A 20,268-nucleotide genomic window follows, 5' to 3' on the forward strand; every position below is an offset into this window, starting at 1 on the left:
GCCATGTCTCCCCTATACTTTTTCTCTTTTATTTTTACCGAATAGTCCCTGCGGCAAGAAAATCAAAATCAAGATAAGTACGACGAAAGCCACACCATCGCGCCATAATGAGTAACCGGCGGCACTGACCAAAGCCTCGATCACTCCTAGCAGCAGACCGCCGACCATCGCTCCCGGAATGATGCCGATGCCGCCCAAGACGGCTGCAACAAATGCTTTGAGGCCAGGAAGGACACCCATCAACGGTTCGATTTTAATATAGTAGATGCCAAAAATGACACCAGCCGCCCCTGCCAGGGCCGAACCTATGGCGAACGTAGCTGAAATCGTATTGTTCACATTGATTCCCATCAGCTTGGCCGCCTCGGAATCGAATGAAACGGCACGCATCGCTTTGCCGATTTTGGTTTTATGGACAACGAATTGCAGGATGATCATTAAAATGATGGATACGGATAAGATCAATATCGATTGACTGCTGATGGAAACTCCCAATATATCGAGTTTATCCATCGGAAGGACATTATTTGGATAGGCTTCCGGCTGGGCGCCCCGGATGTAAATCAGCCCATTTTCTATCAGAAGGGAAACACCGATGGCCGTTATCAAGGCCGCGATCCGTGTTGCATTACGAAGGGGTTTATAAGCAATGCGTTCGATTAAAACGCCAAAGATGGCACATATGGCCATTGAAATCAATAAAGCCGGGATGAAGGATAAGTCCATTACGGTAATGGCGTAAAAGCCCACAAATGAACCGACCATGAATACGTCTCCATGGGCGAAGTTTATGAGTTTGACGATTCCATACACCATCGTATAACCAAGCGCGATCAAAGCATAAATGCTTCCGAGTGAAATGCCATTTACCAATTGCTGAATCAGTTCCATATTGCACTCTCCCCGTTAAGGTGTTTTTTAAGTGAATATAGAATAGGGGGGACTTGCCCCCTATCCACGTAAGGTATTATGGATTGATTTTTGTCTTGAATGTTTGTTTGCCATCCACATATTCCAGGATGGTCGCCGATTTGATCGGATCATGATTTTCATCAAGGTTCAGCGTTCCGGAAACTAATTGAAGATCTTTTACATCTTCCAACGCTTGTCTGATTTTTTCAGGGGAAGCATCTCCAGATCTCTTGATGGCATCGGCCAGGTAGTACCCAGTGTCATAGCCAAGTGCAGCAAAGGCATCCGGTGTTTTATCGTATTCCTTTTTGAAGGCTGCAACGAAATCCTGGATTTTTGCATCTTCATCTTCCGGGGAATAGTGATTCGTGATATAAGTATTTTTTAAAGCTTCCGCTCCGGCAATTTCAACGACCTTCGGGGAATCCCAGCCGTCCCCGCCCATGAATGGAAGGTCTATGCCGTCTTCACGTGCCTGTTTTAGGATCAATCCGACTTCCTCATAATAACCAGGAAGAAAAACGAACTCAGGTTTTGCCGATTTGATACGTGTCAATGTAGAACGGAAATCAGTATCTTTCGTTACATAAGCCTCTTCCGCCACGATTTTACCGCCCTTGGCAGTAAATGCTTCTTTAAAAGCTGCGGCCAATCCTTTAGAATAATCGCTTGCGCTATCCACATAGATCGCAGCCGTCTTTGCTCCAATTTCGTCAGATGCGAAATTGGCTGCCACCGTACCTTGGAATGGATCGATAAAGCAAGTTCTGAACACATAATCATTTAATTTTCCAGCTTTGTTGGTAATGTCGGGATTTGTTGCAGTTGGTGTGAGTAGAGGAACTTTATTATCCTGTGCGACTTGAACCTGTGCCAATGTATTCGTGCTTGTCGCAGATCCGACTACAGCCACAACCTTGTCCTGGCTGACTAACTTGATCGAACCGCTTGTAGCTTCTGCTGCATCTGATTTATTATCAACCTTCACGATTTCCAATTTTTTACCGTCGATGCCCTCTTTATTAATCTCATCGATGGCCAGCTTCAAACCATCGGCAGCCGATTGGCCGAATGATGCCGTACCTCCGGATAATTCAAGGTTGGCCCCAATTTTAATGGTGTCACCCGATTTTGATGAACCCCCGCTTGAACTGCTGGTTTTCGAGTCGCCGCTGCAGCCTGCCAGCGCCCCTGCAACCAAAGAAAGTGATAGAAACACTCCTGCTAGCTTTTTCTTCTTCATTTGAAACCCCCTTGTTTTAATATGTTCTTTTAAACAAATAGAATATCTGAATAAAAATAATATTCTGAAAATATAGTGTATCTCATTCTTTCGACCCCGTCTATATGATATGGATAAAAAAGTTATTTAAAGGAATATCTACTATTCGCCACAAAAAAACTGACCCTTTATAGAGTCAGTTGATTATTATCAATCATTTACACGGCGAACTTCAATGTCTTTCAATATATCATTGATCACCCAACTTGCTGCAATTAAGCCCGCAACGGATGGTACGAAAGCATTCGAAGACGGAGGCATTTGGGCTTTACGGATTTTTGCCTCATCATTGCCGACTTCTTTCCGCACATCCTCCCGAATGACAATAGGGCTCTCGTCGGAAAAGACAACGGGAATTCCCTTTGTTATGCCCTCTTTACGCAATCTAGTACGAATGACCTTGGCAAGCGGATCGGTATGCGTTTTGGAGATATCAGCAATTTGAAAACGCGTCGGGTCCATCTTATTAGCTGCCCCCATGCTTGAAATCACCTTGATATTCCGTTTGAGGCACTCCTTCATCACATGGATCTTGTAAATGACCGTATCCGATGCATCAATGACATAGTCCAAGCCATAACTGAAGAATTCTTCAAACGTCTCTTCTGTATAGAACATTTTAAGAGCGATCACTTCGCAGTCGGGATTGATATCTTGAATGCGATTTTTCATCAATTCCGCTTTCGGTTGACCGACTGTTGATAATAGAGCATGGATCTGCCTATTTACATTTGTGATGTCGACATCGTCTTTATCCACAAGAATAATACGGCCTACCCCGGAACGTGCCAATGCTTCGGCTGAAAATGAACCAACGCCTCCAACACCCAGGACTGCAACGGTCGTATTTTTCAGTATATCGATTCCTTCCTTGCCAATTGCCAATTCATTTCGTGAAAACTGATGCAGCATATATATTCAACTCCAATAAATTCTGTTCTTATTTAGCTTCCCAATTAACAATATATCATAAACATCATTAATGACAAGCGAAATATGAGCAGTCTAATCGGAATTAGTGTGCTAGGTCATTTTTGATAATTTTTGAATGACAGTTGCCAATAGGAGTGTCCTTTCCGTAAGGCTTGGAATTTCCAAATACTCCTCTTCACTATGTGCATTCCCTCCAATGGGCCCGAGTCCATCCACTGTCGCGATTCCCAAATCAGAAGTGATGGAAGCATCCGAACCTCCACCCGTGGCCGTATCCGTGATTTCGATGCCGATTTCCTTCCCAGCCTGGCGGATCGTCTCTAAAAGCAAGTTCGTTTTCTCATTCTTTTCCATGGGAGAGCGGTCCATTTTCCCGCTTAATGTCGTTTTCGTTCCTGGAATATAGGTTTCCGCACAGATTTTTTTCAGTTGCTTGAGGATGATGGCTTCCTGCCTTTTTTCCGAAATCCGTACATCCACAAAAGCGGCAGCATGGGAAGCGATCATATTTACAGCGGAGCCCCCTTCAATTTTGCCGACATTCACGCTGATTCCTTTCTGCTGATCATTCAATCGATGTAAGGCGATGATCTTATGGGCCAATTCTTCAATTGCACTTCGTCCCTTTTCCGGTTCAATCCCTGAATGGGCGGCCACCCCTGCAATATCCACTTTAAACTGACCGCAGCCCCTTCTTGCCGTTACAAGCGAACCGTCCGTCCTTGCCGGTTCAAGAATTAGCGCAAACTTCTTATTGGCCGCTTTTTCCGATATGAGTGAAGCGGATGACGGAGACCCGATCTCCTCATCACTATTAAGAATGATCTGGACATGCTTATAGCCTGTCTGCCCCGTCTGTTTCAGGCAAAGGATCGCATAAAAAAGCTCAACCAAACTAGACTTCATATCCGCTACACCAGGACCGTATGCCCGATTTCCCTTCACTTTAAAAGGACGTTTTTGCGCTGTGCCCTCCGGAAAAACCGTATCCATATGGGCAACGACCAGAATATGCGGTTGATGCGCATCACGATGCTGGATGAGCAGCTGATTGCCATAATTCTGCTGCTCAACGGTATCCACAATAAAATCCAGGCTTTCAAATTTCGTTTTCAAAATCGAACCAATTTCATCAATACCCTTTTTTGTATGAGAACCACTATCTATATTCACTAGCCGCTCCACTAATTGAAGCATTTCCATCCTCTTTGCATACAATAAATCTTTCAAAGCCCTCACTACTTTCTATCCTTAGCTGACTATTGCTCAACCTTACTATAATTTACGACTCAATATTGCGGAGTGTTACTTAAATGGGAATATTTGAAGATTATTCGCTGGTTTTTGGTAGTTTTCTTTGAGTATGGGGTCTTTATTCGTGAGTCTGGATCGTTTACTCGTGAATTTGCGGCATTTACTCGCGAGTTTAAGCCATTTACTCGTGAATTTGCGCCGTTTACTCGTGAGTTTGCACCATTTACTCGTGAATTTAGCTCTTTTACTCGTGAATTTCCGCCGTTTACTCGTGAGTTCGCCATTTAATTGTGAATTAATCCATTAAGTTTATAAGCTCTATTTTTAAATTGCCCCGAATAAGGCAATTCCAGTGAAGACAGCATCCGCTGCATGATATCAATTGAATCTATTTGTAAAAAGAGCCGTGCTTGTTTATTTGTTATATTGGGTTTTATGAGGAGAGCAAAATCGCGAAGAGTTTGAATGTGGGCATCTTTGGAGGCGTAAGAACATTGACTGCATGACCATTTGCCCCAGTGATAGTGCATATGGAGAGCAGCGCATTCAGGACATTGAACGCTTTTTAGCAGATCTTGCTCATCAATTTGATATAAATTGAGTATATCAGGATTATGTGGAGTGTTTTTTTGCAGAATCGTGTTCGAAAGTCTAGTGCTCTGCCTTTGGGTTAACTGTTCAGAAGGATACTTTTCTTCAATGGAATGGATTTTGGTGATGAGAGTTTCTTTTCCCGTGATTTTTTTGAAAATGGGGGTAAAACCTGGGGTAGTCCTGATGATCGTATTCGAATTTGCATTGGCAATTAACGTTTCAATCGGCAGCGAGGGGAATTTGTGAAAAGTAAGCCAATCATTTAATCGGGATTTTTGCACGTCGACCTGGATTAGCGGATCTAGATATGCCTGTTCCTGTCCATCTTTTGTCCGGATCAATTGGGGATAGGTGCGGTCAAAATAGAGCGTTCCCGCAAAGTTTTTCACTTCAATGATGATACAGTACTTCCTGGTGATTATTAGGAAATCCATTTGAAAATAACGGCTCCCATCGTGGTCTAACCTCAAATCATGAAATACTCGATATTCTTTCGGGAGATTCTTCAACTCCTTTCCGATACTCCGCTCCCCGTTAAATCCTGTACGAATTTTCTGGAAATCGTTCTTTATTCTTTCCTGTTTTGGATGATTTGCTGATAGCCTCCTGCTTAATGCCTCCAGTTTGAGCATTTTCATAGGCCTCTCACACGGTTTTAACATCCATACATCAACTCCTTCTCCTTAAGCTTCTTTATTAATGCCCTTTTTTCCTGCTAGGATTTGAAATCAGACGTTTTACCGTAAGTTTACTCTTTTTAATTCATGAGATTTGTAGCTTACTCGTGAATTTCCGCTATTTACTCGTAAGTTTGCACCATTTTCTCGTGAATTTACGCCGTTTACTCGTGAGTTCGCCATTTTCTCGTGAGTTTGCACCATTTTCTCGTGAATTTACGCTGTTTACTCGTGAGTTTGCACCATTTACTCGTGAATTTACGCTGTTTACTCGTGAGTTCGCCATTTACTCGTGAATTTACGCCATTTACTCGTGGATTTCCGCCATTTACTCGTAAGTTTGCTCCATTTACTCGTGAGTTCGCCATTTACTCGTAAGTTAACTATTTTAATGCACAAAAAAACCCATGTTATTTAACATGAGTTGCTTTGTAAGGTGTAAGAGTCCCAATTGTGCCGTTTACGCCTTTGTTTTGAACCCGCTCTCCGCAGGTGGGTGCTCGGTTCCTCGCGTTTGTAAGTCCTCTTCGAGGGAGGCTTTTACGCGGCCAGGAAACTAGTGCTCCCGGTAACTATAAGTGTTCGGTCAAAACTTATAGGTTAAAGAACGAACACATCAGGACTCTTACTTATTGAAAACATCATAGCATAATGCTTAACTCTATTTCAAGGAAAAACACATAGGTATTTTTTCATATTTTTCCCAAATGAATTATTTTTTAAGTGCAGCAAGCCTTAGGTTAAGTTCGGCCAATTGCTTGTCACTTACGGTACTCGGTGCGTCAACGAGCAGGTCGCTTGCGCTTGCTGTTTTCGGGAACGCGATGGTGTCGCGAAGGTTCGTACGGCCTGCAAGCAGCATGACCATGCGGTCCAGTCCAAGGGCGATTCCGCCGTGTGGTGGCGTTCCGTATTCGAATGCATCCATTAGGAAGCCGAATTGTGCGTTTGCTTCTTCTTCGGAGAATCCAAGAACTTTGAACATTTTTTCCTGAACGTCGCGTTCGAATATCCGCAGTGATCCACCGCCAAGTTCGTAGCCGTTCAAGACAAGGTCATATGCTTGTGCACGGACGCTTGCTGGGTCTGATTCCAGTTTGTCCATGTCTTCACGGAATGGCATTGTGAATGGATGGTGTGCTGCATAGTAGCGTCCTTCTTCTTCGTCATATTCAAGTAATGGCCAGTCCGTCACCCATAGGAAGTTGAATTTGCTTTGATCGATCAAGCCCCTTTCTTTACCAAGCTTGATGCGAAGTGCTCCAAGTGCATCTGCGACTATGCCTTTCTTATCCGCCACGAATAGGATTAAATCGCCCACTTCAGCTTCCAATGCAGATACTAATTGCTCTTGATTTTCTGCGAAGAATTTGGCGATTGGCCCTTTTACACCGTCTTCTTCAACTTTTAGCCATGCAAGGCCTTTAGCACCGTAGATCGCTGCAAATTCAGCCAAGCCATCAATGTCTTTACGGGAATAATCCGCATTTCCGTCCTTAACGACGATCGCCTTAACTTGTCCTCCGCTTGCAACAGCACCGGTGAACACTTTGAAATCACTGTCTTTGACGATTTCGGAAACATCTTTAAGTTCCATTCCGAAACGTGTATCCGGTTTGTCGGAACCGTAACGGCTCATCGCTTCGTTGTAAGTCATTCGAGGGAATGGCAGTGTTACGTCCAATCCTTTTACGTCTTTCATCACTTTAGCCATCATGTTTTCAGCCGTGTTAATGATATCTTCTTGGCTCATGAAGCTTGTTTCAATATCGATTTGCGTGAATTCAGGCTGTCTGTCAGCACGTAAGTCTTCATCACGGAAACAGCGGGCAATTTGATAATAACGTTCGAAACCGGACACCATCAATAGCTGCTTGAAGATTTGCGGTGATTGCGGAAGTGCATAGAACTCCCCTTCGTGTACGCGGCTAGGCACTAAATAATCACGTGCTCCTTCAGGTGTACTTTTTGTTAAGATAGGTGTTTCGATATCAAGGAAGCCTTCACCGTCCAAGTAATCACGGATCGCTTTTGTTGTTTTGTTGCGCATTTTCAATGTTTCGAACATCGCCGGACGACGCAGGTCCAGATAACGATATTTCAAGCGGATGTCTTCTGATACATCCGTTCTTTCATCAATGATGAATGGAGGGGTCTTTGCTTCGTTTAAAATTGTAACGTTTTCGGCTTGGACTTCGACGGTCCCTGTTGTTACGTTCGGGTTGAAGTTGGCCTCGTCACGTTTGATGACTGTACCTTGGATATCAAGGACGTATTCATTACGGATTTTTTCGGCTGTGGCAAGCGCGTCTGCCGAAATGTCCGGATTGAAAACGACTTGGACGACTCCGCTTCTGTCACGTAGGTCGATAAAGATGACCCCGCCCAAATCCCGGCGTTTTTGTACCCATCCTTTTAATGTTACTTTTTCACCAATAGCTGCTTCTGTCACTTCACCATTGAAGTATGTTCTGCCAAACATGGTATTTCCCCCTTAAGCCTGTAGCTTTTTGAATTGTTCAACGAATGTTGCAAGATCCATTTGGACTTGTTCACCGGTTTCCATGAACTTTACATTGATTTTATTATTTGCCAATTCATCCTCCCCAAGTGTCGCCACATATCTTGCTTCGAGGCGGTCGGCTGATTTGAATTGTGCTTTCACTTTACGATCTTGATAGTCTTTTTCGACGGTAAAACCGGCATTCCGCAATTGATGGGCAAGTTTGACGGTATAATCCTTGGCTGTTTCACCTAGTGAGACAAGATAGCAATCAATTCCCTTTTTGATCGGAAGCTCGATGTTTTCTGCTTGGAGGGCAGCAATCAGCCGTTCAATGCTAAGTGCAAAACCGATTCCTGGTGTTTCCGGTCCGCCAAGTTCTTCAGCCAGCCCGTTATAACGGCCGCCGCCGCAAAGTGTAGTGATGGCGCCAAAGCCTTCTGCATCACTCATGATTTCAAATGCGGTATGATTATAGTAATCCAAGCCCCGCACTAGAGTCGGATCTTCGACGAAATCGATTTCCAAATCGGTTAAGTGCTGTTTCACCTTTTCGAAATAAGTACGGGATTCATCATTTAAATATTCAATGATGGAAGGAGCCGTGTTCATCAATTCGTGATCGTGATCCTTTTTGCAATCCAGGATCCGCAAAGGATTTTTTTCGAGGCGGTTTTGACAATCGCCGCAAAACTCGCCGATGCGGGGTTCGAAATGTTTGATTAACGCATTGCGATGCGCTGTCCGGCTTTCCTTATCACCAAGGCTGTTGATGACTAGCTTCAGCTTTTTCAACCCAAGTTCCTTGTACAGGTTCATCGCCAGTGACAGAACCTCTGCATCGATACCGGGATCCTTACTTCCTAAAGCTTCGATGCCGAATTGAACGAACTGGCGGAATCGACCTGCTTGCGGACGTTCGTAACGGAACATCGGCCCGATATAATAAAGCTTGACCGGTTGATTGGCCCACCCGAACATTTTGTTCTCGATATATGACCGTACAACCGATGCAGTGCCTTCCGGACGAAGGGTTAAGTTCCTTTCACCGCGATCTTGAAATGAATACATCTCTTTTTGAACGATATCGGTTGTATCCCCTACACCGCGTAAAAATAATTCCGTGTGCTCAAAAATCGGTGTGCGGATTTCTTTATATTGGTAACGGTGACAAATATCACGCGCTGTGTTCTCAATATACTGCCAAATTTCCGTTTGGCCAGGCAATAAATCCTGGGTACCTCTAGGAATCTGAATAGACATATGTGTTTCCTCCTTTAAAGCAAAGCGCCCTTTCTTATTCGGCACGCTATACTGATTTTTTCCAAACAAAAAACTCCCGCCCCTTGTAACGTATATGTTACAAGGGACGAGAGTTTGGATATCCCGTGGTGCCACCCTAGTTGAAGCACAAAAAAAGTGCCCCCGCTCAAAAACAGTTAACGCCTGTTTTACGTCCATCTCCTATTAAGTAAATCCGTTCGGAGTGAAGCCTACGGAGGGTTCTTTCATTAAGTCATCATGTGGAATGCTTTCAGCCTCGGCATTTCCTCTCTTTTCATGTGTTTCTTAATTACTCTTCTCCATCATTGGTTATTGCAGTAATAAGTCTGATATTTTATAATCATACGGACGTTAACATCAAATGTCAAGGCAGACTGAGGATTTTTGTCGCATTTTACTGGTTCAAACGTTTTTTCAAATTTTTGATCGTCCGGACATTGACCCCGAATTCGGATGCCAATTCAACAAGGTTTGCGCTTTGTTCCTTTTGGATGAAATCGTGAAAATCGACACCCAGTACTTGATTGCCTCCGCTTAAGCTCGTTTGATCTTTTTCGCTGAATTTCATATGGTTTCCCTCCTACAGTTATATAAGCTCTATTCTTTCCTAAAAAAAATGTTTTTTGCACAGGGAAAGAGGGAAATTTTCATTGAACGAGAATACATACATATAGACATTAAAAGGGAGAGACAACTTATGAAGAAGAAATCGGGTTTATTCGGCCTGACACTGATGCTGATATTCTCAGCGATTTTCCCCGTCCATCACGCTTTTGGAAAAGATGATGGGGAAAATATCGTGACGACCCAAGTGGTCAATGTCCGTGAAGGTGCAGGTCTCAGTTTCCCTATCGTAAAAAAACTGTCAAAAGGGGAATCGTATCCCATTCTGAATGAAGATGGCGACTGGATTGAAATCCGGATTGGCACCGGCAAAACGGGCTGGGTTGCCAATTGGTTAGTGGAGAGACAAACAGGGTCTGACACCAATCAAGTCAAAAAGGAATCCGGACAAGGGACGATATCAGGCAGCTCCGTCCGTGTCCGAACAGGTCCCGGCACTACATTTCAAACGGTTGGGTCCTTGAGTAAAGGGACTTTTGTTGACATCATTGAAAAGAATGAGAATTGGATAAAGGTCAAAACGGCGGATATCGAAGGCTGGGTCTCTGCTGACTACATAACGCTTCCCTTTGCATCAGAAAAAGCAGCGAAGAAAGATTCAACTAGGGAAAAAGGAACGAATCAATCCGTAAAAACCGGAGTAACTTTGGTGGACCGGCTCAATGTCCGTTCGGAACCGTCAACAAGCAGTGCCGCTCTCGGAAAGCTGAATAAAACTACGTCAGTGACCGTCTACAGGGTTGAAAATGAATGGGCGGAAATTGATTTCCAAGGAACCCGTGGTTGGGTAGCTGAACCCTACATACAAGTAAGCGAAAATCATGATGATATGAAAAAGGACACGGCAGGCGCTACTGCCAGGGTGACCGCCACGGGTTTAAATGTCAGGAATGAAGCCTCGCTCTCAAGCAAGGTCATCGGTTCGGTGAACAAGGATGAGACTTACGCTGTGCTCCAAACAAAGGGAAATATGACACAGATCCAGCTCACTGGTTCAAAAAAGGGCTGGGTAGTGAGTTGGTACCTGGAAAAAGAGAATGTTGAGCAAACGGCGAAGGAAAAAAAGGTTGATGTAAAAGGAAAAAAGATTACCATCATTCATGATGGTACAATCCTTAGGAATGAGCCGGATGGCAACTCGGGGATTGTAGAGCAGGTCAATGCAGGTGAAACGTTCACGGCATCAGGTATGGAAGGCGACTGGTATTCCATTAAACTAAAGGGCGGAAAAACAGCTTATGTGGCCGGATGGATCGTGACGATCGAAGGGCATGCCGAGCAGATCCAACGACCTGGCGTTGAGAAATACCTAAAGGATAAAACGATTGTGATCGATCCCGGACATGGCGGCAGGGATAGCGGTACAATCGGGGTCGGTGGAACACTTGAGAAAAACCTGACGATTCGAACGGCAGAATTGCTGCGGGACAAACTTCAGGCTGCAGGGGCTAAAGTGATCCTGACCAGGAGCGGAAATACCTATGTTCCACTCCCTTCCCGGGTCAGCACTTCACATATACATAACGCGGATGCTTTCATCAGCCTCCATTATGATAGCACCAAGGACCAGATCACCAGCGGGATAACCACATACTACTATCATGATTACCAGCGTGCGTTGGCGGCGACACTGGCCAATTCACTCGGTTCCACCATGCAGGTGCCCAATCGCGGTTCACGATACGGGAATTATCATGTGACCCGTGAAAATAAACGGGTAGCTACACTCATTGAACTAGGCTATTTAAGTAATCCAGTGGAAGAATTGACATTAACATCGAATGAGTATCAAGAAAAAATCACATCGGCCATCTATAATGGCTTGGCACGGTATTTTAAATAAGGACCAGAAAAGCCAGCTTCGTTTCGAAGCTGGCTTTTCTACAAAAAAAACCTGCCGCAGCAGGTCATTTTTTGCTTTCGAGTATTAATGTGACGGGCCCGTCATTAGTAAGCTGAACATCCATCATGGCACCAAATTGACCTGTTTCCGTATGGACGCCTTTTTTGCGGAGCTCCTCGTTAAATGCTTCATATAATTCATTCGCCTCTTCGGGACGGGCGGCGTCCATGAAGTTCGGTCGACGGCCTTTACGGCAATCGCCGTATAAGGTGAATTGTGAAACGGATAAAATCGAACCTCCCACATCCAATAGTGAGTGGTTCATCTTTTCATTTTCATCTTCGAATATTCTTAGATTGACAATCTTTTCGGCCAAATAGGCGGCGTCATCGATCGTATCTCCATGGGTGACACCAACCAATAGGACGAGACCGCTGTCGATTTGTCCGATTATTTGGTCTGCGACAACTACTTTTGCCGCTTTGGAACGTTGTAAAACAACACGCATGGCAATAAAAACTCCTTAGTTCATGATCCTTCTAACGGAATAAACATCTGAAATTTGTTTAATACGGTCGACAACCTTTTGCAAATGGGCAATGTTATGAATATAAATCGACATGTGAATGGTCGCCACCTTATTCCTGTCCGATTTACCCGAGACCGCTGAAATGTTGGTCTTGGTTTCATTGACGGCTTGAAGGACTTCATTCAATAAGCCGCGACGGTCATAGCCGCTGATTTCAATTTCCACGATGTATTCCTTGCGTTCGTTAATCGTACTTTCCCATTCAACCGGTACAAGGCGATGATCGGCATCCCCGCTATCCAGGTTCGGGCAATCTTGCCTATGAACTGAAACTCCACGGCCTTTGGTTATATAACCAACGATTTCGTCCCCTGGTACTGGGTTGCAACAGCGTGATAAGCGGATAAGCAAGTTATCAATCCCTGGTACCTGTACGCCCGAGTCACGTTTTTTAGATGTATTCGAGAAGGTTTTCAGATCGGCTACCGCTTCAGAAATATCCGCTTCTTGCTCGACCATTTTCTGCTTACGCCATTTTTCGGTAAGGCGGTTAGCTACCTGAAGGGCTGTTATTCCATTATATCCGACTGCTGCATACATATCCTCTTCATTCAGGAAGTTGAATTTATCCGCAACACGCCTGATATTTTCGGCAGCCAGGATTTCCTTCAGGTCGAACTCCATATCCTTGATTTCCTTTTCAACAAGCTCTTTGCCTTTTTCGATATTTTCTTCCCGGCGCTGCTTCTTGAAAAATTGGCGGATCTTATTTTTCGCTTGAGATGTTTGCGTCAGTTTAAGCCAATCCTGACTTGGACCATATGAATGCTTCGATGTTAAGATTTCTATGATATCGCCAGTTTTCAGTTTATAATCCAGCGGTACCATTTTCCCGTTCACTTTAGCACCAATCGTTTTGTTCCCGATTTCCGAATGAATCCGGTAAGCGAAATCAATCGGGTTGGATCCTGATGGCAGTTCGATGACATCGCCTTTTGGAGTGAAAATGAATACCATATCAGAAAAAAGATCTATTTTAAGGGATTCCATGAATTCCTCGGCATTGGTCGCATCATCCTGGAATTCAAGAATTTCCCGGAACCATGTCAATTTTTCTTCCAGTGAAGGCTGTTCACCGACATCTTTTCCCTCTTTATAAGCCCAGTGCGCTGCAACCCCGAACTCGGCAATGCGATGCATATCGGAAGTACGGATCTGCACTTCCAGCGGATCGCCTTTCGGTCCGATCACCGTCGTATGGAGCGATTGATACATATTCGGCTTCGGCATCGCGATATAGTCTTTGAATCGGCCAGGCATCGGTTTCCAGCATGTATGGATGATCCCTAAAACGGCATAGCAATCTTTTATGCTATTGACGACGATCCGAACGGCAAGCAAGTCATAAATTTCGCTGAACTGTTTATTCTGCAAAGCCATTTTGCGATAAATGCTGTATATATGTTTCGGCCTGCCGGATAGGTCAGCCTTAATGTTGACTTCCTCAACGTTTTTACGCACTTCATCAATGACTTCTTCCAGATAGTTTTCACGTTCTGCACGCTTTTTCTTCATCAGGTTGACGATTCGGTAATACTGCTGAGGATTCAAATACCTTAGTGCAGTATCTTCCAGTTCCCATTTAATTGTGCTGATACCAAGACGATGGGCAAGCGGTGCGAAGATTTCCAACGTCTCGTTCGATATCCTTCTCTGCTTTTCCTGCGGCAGATGCTTCAATGTCCGCATATTATGCAGTCTGTCCGCAAGCTTGATCAAGATGACCCGTATATCCTGGGCCATCGCCACGAACATTTTCCGATGGTTTTCCGCCTGTTGCTCCTGCTGTGATTTGTATTTGATTTTCCCTAACTTGGTCACGCCATCCACAAGCATGGCGACTTCAGGACTGAAGTTTTCTTCAATATCCTTCAACGTGATCTCCGTGTCTTCAACAACATCATGTAAAAAACCTGCCGCAATGGTTGCAGGGTCCATTTCAAGATCAGCCAGAATGCCCGCCACTTGAATCGGATGAATAATATATGGCTCTCCCGATTTACGGAATTGTTCTCGGTGAGCATACTCTGCATACTTAAACGCTCTATGAATAAATTCAGCTTCTTCCGGCTGAAGATATAAGCTGGCCCGTTCTACAACCTGCTCGGCAGTCAATATTTGATCATTAGCCATTTAATCACCTTAACCCCACTTTAACTGCCACCGGATATGATCCGGATTGAGTATGATTGGTAGCACTTCCCTTTATTCTGCAAAACGTGACAATTTTTGCGAAAAAAAATAAATCCGCTTAAACGGATAAAAGTGCAAATAAACTTATTAGCAGAAAAACTCTTTATTATTACTATTATCGAAAAAAAAGGCAAGGATGTAAAGAGTTAAACGTGTATTTTATTAAGAATAGTGCATTTTTTCACTGGAAATTCGACAAAATCCAGCTAAAATGGGAAAAACAGAAAGAGAGCACCCTGGTCAGAGTGCTCTCCTTTATTAAAAGCTCATTAATGTCAAGACATCATAGCCGTCTAATTTATCTTTTCCATCCAAGTCAGTCAATTCAATAAGGAAGGCAATCCCTGCTACAATTCCGCCAAGCTGTTCAACCAACTTGATCGTCGCTTCGATTGTTCCCCCGGTAGCAAGCAAATCGTCCGTAATCAGGACACGCTGTCCCGGTTTAATGGCATCTTTATGGATAGTCAATACATCCTTGCCGTATTCCAGTCCATATTCGACTTTTATCGTTTCACGTGGAAGTTTTCCTTCTTTTCTCACTGGCGCAAAGCCCACTTCCAATGAGTATGCGACTGGACATCCGATAATGAATCCGCGTGCTTCCGGCCCGACCACCAAGTCGATATTTTTATCGCGAGCATACTCGACGATTTGGTCTGTTGCGTATTTATAAGCTGCGCCGTTATCCATTAATGTTGTAATATCTTTAAAGACGATACCCGGTTTTGGCCAGTCTTGCACAATTGTTACATATTGCTTTAAATCCATTGCTTTGTTTCCTCCTCAAGGTCTGTTGCCTCATGAACTAAATAATGATTGAACCAATCGAATAATTGCTGATAGGAAGAATAAACAAGCTCTTGTTCAAGCTCAAATTGCTCTTTCTTTCTTGTATACGATTCAGATTCACTGAGATCGCGTTTTTTCGCATTGGTTGTGAGCATAATTAACCCATTTTCTATTGTAACAAAATCAAGCTCAAAAAACACCTTAGAAATGAAATCCACTGTATCTCTTGACCAGCCGCGATATTTGGCCAGGTCATCACCATATCTTTTCACATCAAGCGGACCCTTCTTGGCAAGGAAGGCATAAAACCATTTAAAATGATCCCTTGTCGGCATCGTACTTAAGAAATGGTCCTGTTCATGGGAAAGGTGAGCGTAGATACGGGAAGGGTTCTTTTTGGCAATCACCCGTTTCAAATATTCCCTGGACGGCGGCATGTCCATGAGTACCAAATGCCCTTCGAAGCAGTCGAGCTGCTCAGCATCCAGTTCATTCTCGATATGAACGAGATCTGGATGGTTTTGCAAAAATGGATATCTGCTATAAATATCTTCCGAGAAAATGACGATCTTCCGGTTTTGTGCAGGAATGTCGGCAAGCCACTTCTCTGCCTGTCCCTTGCCACGGTAATCGAATAACTGCCAATGGTCCACCGAGACATCCTGGACAAAGATCTGGGGCTTTTTCATATTATTCCACTCATTGATGGAGAGTTCTCCAATCACCGAAACTTCAGCGTGCGGAGCTATTTCATCGACAAAATGACCGAGACCGAAGCCCACACCGTCAAGTTTGTGTTTTTCACCATCTTCCAGCTGAACCTTCAAGTGATTTTGGTTGGCACCAATTTTGCGGAAACTTGATAGTTGTACGGAATCTATCAAAATCTTAGGCTTGGGATTCGTAACCCCAAATGGTGCAAGCAAGCTCATTTCCTGAATCGTTTGAATGGAAACTTCAGCTAAAGTCGTAGCACCGTCCAAGTTTGTAATCGGTGTGAAGTCCTCTTCATTCAGTTCTTCCTTCGCAATCAAGTTCATGCGGTCCCTAAGCTCCTGAACATCTTCTATTTTCAACGTCATTCCAGCTGCCATAGGATGTCCGCCGAAATGAGGCAGCATTTCACGGCATTGGGAAAGACTTTGAAAAAGATCGAAACCAACGATGCTCCGAGCAGAACCTTTAGCTAATCCCTTATCCCGATCATAGCTCAATACAATCGTCGGCCGGTAAAAGCGTTCAACAAGTTTAGAGGCCACAATCCCCACAACTCCGGCATTCCAGCCTTCCCTGCCGATGATGAGCACGCCATTGGACTCCGGCGGGAAGTTTTCCTCGACTTCAGCAATCGCTTCCTTAGCCATTGCTGCAACCATTTCCTGCCGCTCTTTATTGATATCATTGATTTCATTAGCAAGTTCCATTGCTTCTTCGAGACTTGCGGACATCAATAAATCAACAGCGGGATCGGCATCTCCAAGGCGGCCGACAGCATTGATCCTCGGTGCCATTGCAAAGCCGATCGATTCTTCATTCAATGCTTCCTGCTGAACATTCGCCACTTTCATTAACGCAACAAGTCCCGGGCGGCGAGTCAATCGTAACTGCTCGATGCCTTTCGCAGCAATGACGCGGTTTTCCCCTTGTAAAGGCACTAAATCCGCTATCGTGCCGATTGCCGCTATTTCAAGCAAATCCTCAGGCAATTCCCCAAGCAAGGCGTGTGCAAGCTTAAATGCGACCCCTACTCCGGCAAGGTCTTTAAATGGATAGGTACTATCATCAAGTTTAGGATGGATGATCGCCAATGCCTCAGGCAGCTGCGGTCCAGGTTCATGGTGATCGGTCAAAATATAATCCATGCCCAGCTCGGCGGCAAGCTTCGCTTCAGCGACTGCGGAAATTCCGGTATCGACGGTTATTAATACCTTCACACCTTGCTCGGCTGCAAGGCGGAATGCCATCGGATTCGGACCATATCCTTCTGTAAACCGATTCGGGATATAAAAATCAACATCGGCCCCCAATCTCGTCAGCGCGGTCATCATCACTGTGGTCGATGTCACGCCGTCCGCATCATAATCACCGAATATACGTATTTTTTCTCCATTTTGAATCGCTTCTTTTATTCTATATACTGCTTTATCCATATCCTTCAATAAAAATGGGTCATGAAAAGTTTGATTTTTTACAAATAAAAACGATCGGGCACTTTCAATCGTATCCAGGCCTCGATTCACAAGCAGGGCTGCAACCAAAGGTGTGATATGAAGCTCTTCAGCTAGTACAGCAACTTTGTTTTCATCGGCAGTTCGCAAGTTCCACCGGGTTTTTGGCTTTAACATTTATTCACCCCTCAACCTACTCATTATACAAAACGAATATACCAGTTTCAATTTTATTTTAAACTCATAATTGGCTGTAATTCCCTATTCAATAAGCTAGTTCAACAAAAAGAAGGCTGGCATCATGCCAGCCCTCTCACCTATTAAACTTGTCCTTCAAGACTTTGTTTCTTTTCTTTTGCGGTATTCAGCGGACCTTTCTTCTTCAATTCCCTGATTTTCAAATCAAGCCAGAATTGGGAAGCGATCAATAGCGATGAATACACGCCGCATATTAAACCGATAAACAGGGCAATGGAGAAGTTACGAATAGCTTCACTGCCGAAGATCATCAACGCGATGACCGTTATGAGAACGGTCAGAACCGTGTTAATGGATCTCGTCAGCGTTTGCCTGATACTGATGTTCACAATGTTCTCCAGTTGTTCGACGGTTTTTACTTTACGGCTGAAGCGCAGGTTTTCACGAATACGGTCAAAGGTTACGATCGTATCATTGATCGAATAACCGACGATCGTCAGAACCGCAGCAATGAAGGTGATATCCACTTCGAGCCGGAGCAAGCTGAAAATCGTGATGATGAAGAATGCATCATGTATAAGCGCGACCACAGCTGGTACAGCCATTCGCCATTCAAATCGTATCGATACATACAATATGATTCCGATTGAGGCAATCGCTAACGCAAACATGGCATTTTTCGCAAGCTCTTTTCCTACTGTCGGTGATACGGTGCTGACATTCGGTTCTGCTCCGTGATCTTTCTTGAAATGGTCCTTCAATTCAGCAATCTCTTGCTTATCGAGGACACCTACTGTCCGAACGACAGCATTTTTATTGTCTTGTCCAGCGAGCCTGACATCCTTGATATCATCTTCGTCGATACCGACCTTTTTCATTTCGGTTTTGACTTGCTGAGTCGTCAAGACGTCTTTGGACGCAATCTCGATTCGGGTGCCGCTCGTGAAATCAATCCCAAGATTCAATCTGAAGACGAGCAGGAAGATGATTCCGATAATGGTGACACCGATTGAAATGCCGTAAAAAACCTTCCGATGTTTCACGAAATCGATTTTATCAAAGCGTGTTGGCAATGACATTAAATCCATTTTCTCGGATAAATCGTGAATATTTTTCTTCTTCACGCCAAACCATCCTGTACGTTTGTCCAGGAACCCGCTATTCACCCACAGGCTCATGAAGAGGCGTGTACCATAAACGGCAGTAATGAAACTCATTAAGATCGAAATGATCAAAGTGGTGGCAAACCCTTTAACCGAGCTTGTTCCATAATAGAACAATACGGCCGCAGCCAGCAGGGTCGTTAAGTTGGCATCCGTGATTGTAGCAAGTGAATTCTTGGTACCTTCTTTATATGCTGCCTTAACCGATCTGCCAAGTTTCAATTCATCCCTGATTCGCTCATAGGTTATGATATTGGCGTCGACAGCCATCCCGACCCCGAGTACCAATGCCGCAATACCTGGGAGCGTGAGCACCGCATTCATCCAATCGAACACTAATAGCGTCAAGAAAATGTAGATGCTTAAGGTGACGACTGCAATGAATCCCGGGAAGCGATAATACACAAGCATGAAGATGAAAACAAGTGCAATTCCGATGATTCCCGCAAATATGGTATCATTCAATGCTCCTGCACCGAATTGGGCACCTACTGAAGTGGAGTACTTTTCTTTCAAATCTACAGGCAGGGCACCTGCATTCAGTAGGGCTGCAAGCTCTTTCGCTTCTTCCACCGTGAATTGACCGGTAATATACACCTTCTTCGTATTGAAAACTTCACTGACAGCTGGAGCTGAAATCATATTGTCTTGTGAAGAGGTATCCTTAATGGAATCTTTTCCTTCCTCGAAATCCAGCCAGATTGCCAGTACATTGGTCGGACTTTCCATCGAGGAAATTTTTTGAGTGATTTCTTTAAACTTATTCACGTCTTTCAGCGTGACTTCGACAACCGGTTTATTATCTTGGAACGTTTGTTTCGCGCCGCCTTCTTTCAGGTCGGCACCGGTCATCATTTCCTTATCGTTATAATCACGGAAGGATAATTTAGCTTGTGTAGAAAGGATTTCCCGAGCGTTGTTTTGGTCTTTGACCCCAGCCAATTGAACGCGGATCCGGTCTTTCCCTTCTATTTGTATGTTAGGCTCGCTAACACCCAACACATTGACACGCCGCTCAAGTGAGCTTACTGTAGCCCGTAAAACGTCCGGGGTGATCTTTTCCCCTGACAGCGGTTTTACTTCATATAACACTTCAAACCCGCCTTGAAGATCAAGACCCAGCTTGATATCCTTTAGGATTCCTTTTGAAGTCGTACCCATCGCTGCGAAAATCAAAAGTGCGATTAGAAAAAACGCAACGATCCTGCTTCTTTTTACCATTATGTAGTAGGCCCCTTTCTATAATACGCCTGTTCCTG

General features: G+C 44.3%; 15 protein-coding genes, 1 other RNA gene and 1 other annotated feature. Of the genes, 2 read left to right on the forward strand and 14 right to left on the reverse strand.

Annotation, left to right across the window (positions count from 1 at the left end; translation table 11 throughout):
- Positions 1-12: 12 nt before the first annotated feature.
- The 4 genes from NYE65_RS04215 to NYE65_RS04230 all read right to left on the reverse strand — a co-directional run bounded on the left by NYE65_RS04215 (position 13) and on the right by NYE65_RS04230 (position 4,366).
- Positions 13-891 (reverse strand): branched-chain amino acid ABC transporter permease, encoded by an 879-nt coding sequence (locus NYE65_RS04215; protein WP_340859919.1) that lies wholly within the window; start codon positions 889-891, stop codon positions 13-15.
- Between the two features lie 76 nt (positions 892-967).
- Entirely contained in the window at positions 968-2,155 is a 1,188-nt protein-coding gene (locus NYE65_RS04220; protein ID WP_057276612.1) for an ABC transporter substrate-binding protein, read from the reverse strand.
- A 189-nt stretch (positions 2,156-2,344) separates the two neighbouring features.
- Complete coding sequence (locus NYE65_RS04225) at positions 2,345-3,106, reverse strand: tRNA threonylcarbamoyladenosine dehydratase (protein ID WP_034308767.1); 762 nt, start codon at positions 3,104-3,106, stop codon at positions 2,345-2,347.
- 111 nt (positions 3,107-3,217) lie between these two features.
- Positions 3,218-4,366 (reverse strand): M20 family metallopeptidase, encoded by a 1,149-nt coding sequence (locus NYE65_RS04230; RefSeq protein WP_340859920.1) that lies wholly within the window; start codon positions 4,364-4,366, stop codon positions 3,218-3,220.
- 84 nt (positions 4,367-4,450) lie between these two features.
- On the opposite strand from NYE65_RS04230, the gene NYE65_RS04235 reads away from it, so the two are divergent.
- Positions 4,451-4,669 (forward strand): hypothetical protein, encoded by a 219-nt coding sequence (locus NYE65_RS04235; protein ID WP_340859921.1) that lies wholly within the window; start codon positions 4,451-4,453, stop codon positions 4,667-4,669.
- Here the strand turns inward: NYE65_RS04235 and NYE65_RS04240 are convergent.
- The 5 genes from NYE65_RS04240 to NYE65_RS04260 all read right to left on the reverse strand — a co-directional run bounded on the left by NYE65_RS04240 (position 4,666) and on the right by NYE65_RS04260 (position 10,007).
- On the reverse strand, positions 4,666-5,637 hold the full coding sequence (locus NYE65_RS04240) for a nuclease-related domain-containing protein (RefSeq protein WP_340859922.1): 972 nt from the start codon (positions 5,635-5,637) through the stop codon (positions 4,666-4,668). The genes NYE65_RS04235 and NYE65_RS04240 overlap by 4 nt on opposite strands.
- 455 nt (positions 5,638-6,092) lie before the next feature.
- A non-coding RNA gene (gene ssrS / locus NYE65_RS04245) (6S RNA) lies at positions 6,093-6,278 on the reverse strand.
- An 86-nt stretch (positions 6,279-6,364) separates the two neighbouring features.
- On the reverse strand, positions 6,365-8,134 hold the full coding sequence (aspS, locus tag NYE65_RS04250; RefSeq protein WP_057276615.1) for an aspartate--tRNA ligase: 1,770 nt from the start codon (positions 8,132-8,134) through the stop codon (positions 6,365-6,367).
- A gap of 12 nt (positions 8,135-8,146) precedes the next feature.
- A complete protein-coding gene (gene hisS, locus NYE65_RS04255; protein WP_340859923.1) occupies positions 8,147-9,418 on the reverse strand; it encodes a histidine--tRNA ligase in 1,272 nt (423 codons plus the stop codon).
- A gap of 99 nt (positions 9,419-9,517) precedes the next feature.
- Positions 9,518-9,754, reverse strand: a binding site (T-box leader).
- A gap of 79 nt (positions 9,755-9,833) precedes the next feature.
- Positions 9,834-10,007: a hypothetical protein gene (locus NYE65_RS04260; RefSeq protein ID WP_034308777.1), complete on the reverse strand. Its 174-nt coding sequence runs from the start codon at positions 10,005-10,007 to the stop codon at positions 9,834-9,836.
- Between the two features lie 129 nt (positions 10,008-10,136).
- Here NYE65_RS04260 and NYE65_RS04265 point away from each other — a divergent pair, with 129 nt between their 5' ends.
- Positions 10,137-11,906 (forward strand): SH3 domain-containing protein, encoded by a 1,770-nt coding sequence (locus NYE65_RS04265; RefSeq protein ID WP_340859924.1) that lies wholly within the window; start codon positions 10,137-10,139, stop codon positions 11,904-11,906.
- Between the two features lie 64 nt (positions 11,907-11,970).
- Here NYE65_RS04265 and dtd read toward each other — a convergent pair whose 3' ends face one another.
- The 5 genes from dtd to secDF all read right to left on the reverse strand — a co-directional run bounded on the left by dtd (position 11,971) and on the right by secDF (position 20,230).
- The gene (gene dtd, locus NYE65_RS04270) at positions 11,971-12,414 is read right to left on the reverse strand and encodes a D-aminoacyl-tRNA deacylase (RefSeq protein WP_053535817.1); all 444 of its coding nucleotides are present in this window, start codon (positions 12,412-12,414) and stop codon (positions 11,971-11,973) included.
- Between the two features lie 15 nt (positions 12,415-12,429).
- Positions 12,430-14,628 carry a RelA/SpoT family protein gene (locus NYE65_RS04275; protein ID WP_034308787.1) on the reverse strand — a complete coding sequence of 733 codons (2,199 nt, stop codon included), beginning with the start codon at positions 14,626-14,628 and terminating at the stop codon, positions 12,430-12,432.
- Between the two features lie 318 nt (positions 14,629-14,946).
- Positions 14,947-15,459 (reverse strand): adenine phosphoribosyltransferase, encoded by a 513-nt coding sequence (locus NYE65_RS04280; RefSeq protein ID WP_034308789.1) that lies wholly within the window; start codon positions 15,457-15,459, stop codon positions 14,947-14,949.
- Positions 15,450-17,825 carry a single-stranded-DNA-specific exonuclease RecJ gene (gene recJ, locus NYE65_RS04285; protein WP_340859925.1) on the reverse strand — a complete coding sequence of 792 codons (2,376 nt, stop codon included), beginning with the start codon at positions 17,823-17,825 and terminating at the stop codon, positions 15,450-15,452. Before recJ ends, NYE65_RS04280 begins: the two co-directional genes overlap by 10 nt.
- Positions 17,826-17,968: 143 nt before the next feature.
- Positions 17,969-20,230, reverse strand: coding sequence for a protein translocase subunit SecDF (secDF, locus tag NYE65_RS04290; RefSeq protein WP_328110874.1), 2,262 nt, complete (start codon positions 20,228-20,230; stop codon positions 17,969-17,971).
- Positions 20,231-20,268: the final 38 nt, after the last annotated feature.

Source organism: Peribacillus sp. FSL R5-0717 (assembly GCF_038002945.1).
GTDB lineage: Bacteria > Bacillota > Bacilli > Bacillales > DSM-1321 > Peribacillus > Peribacillus frigoritolerans.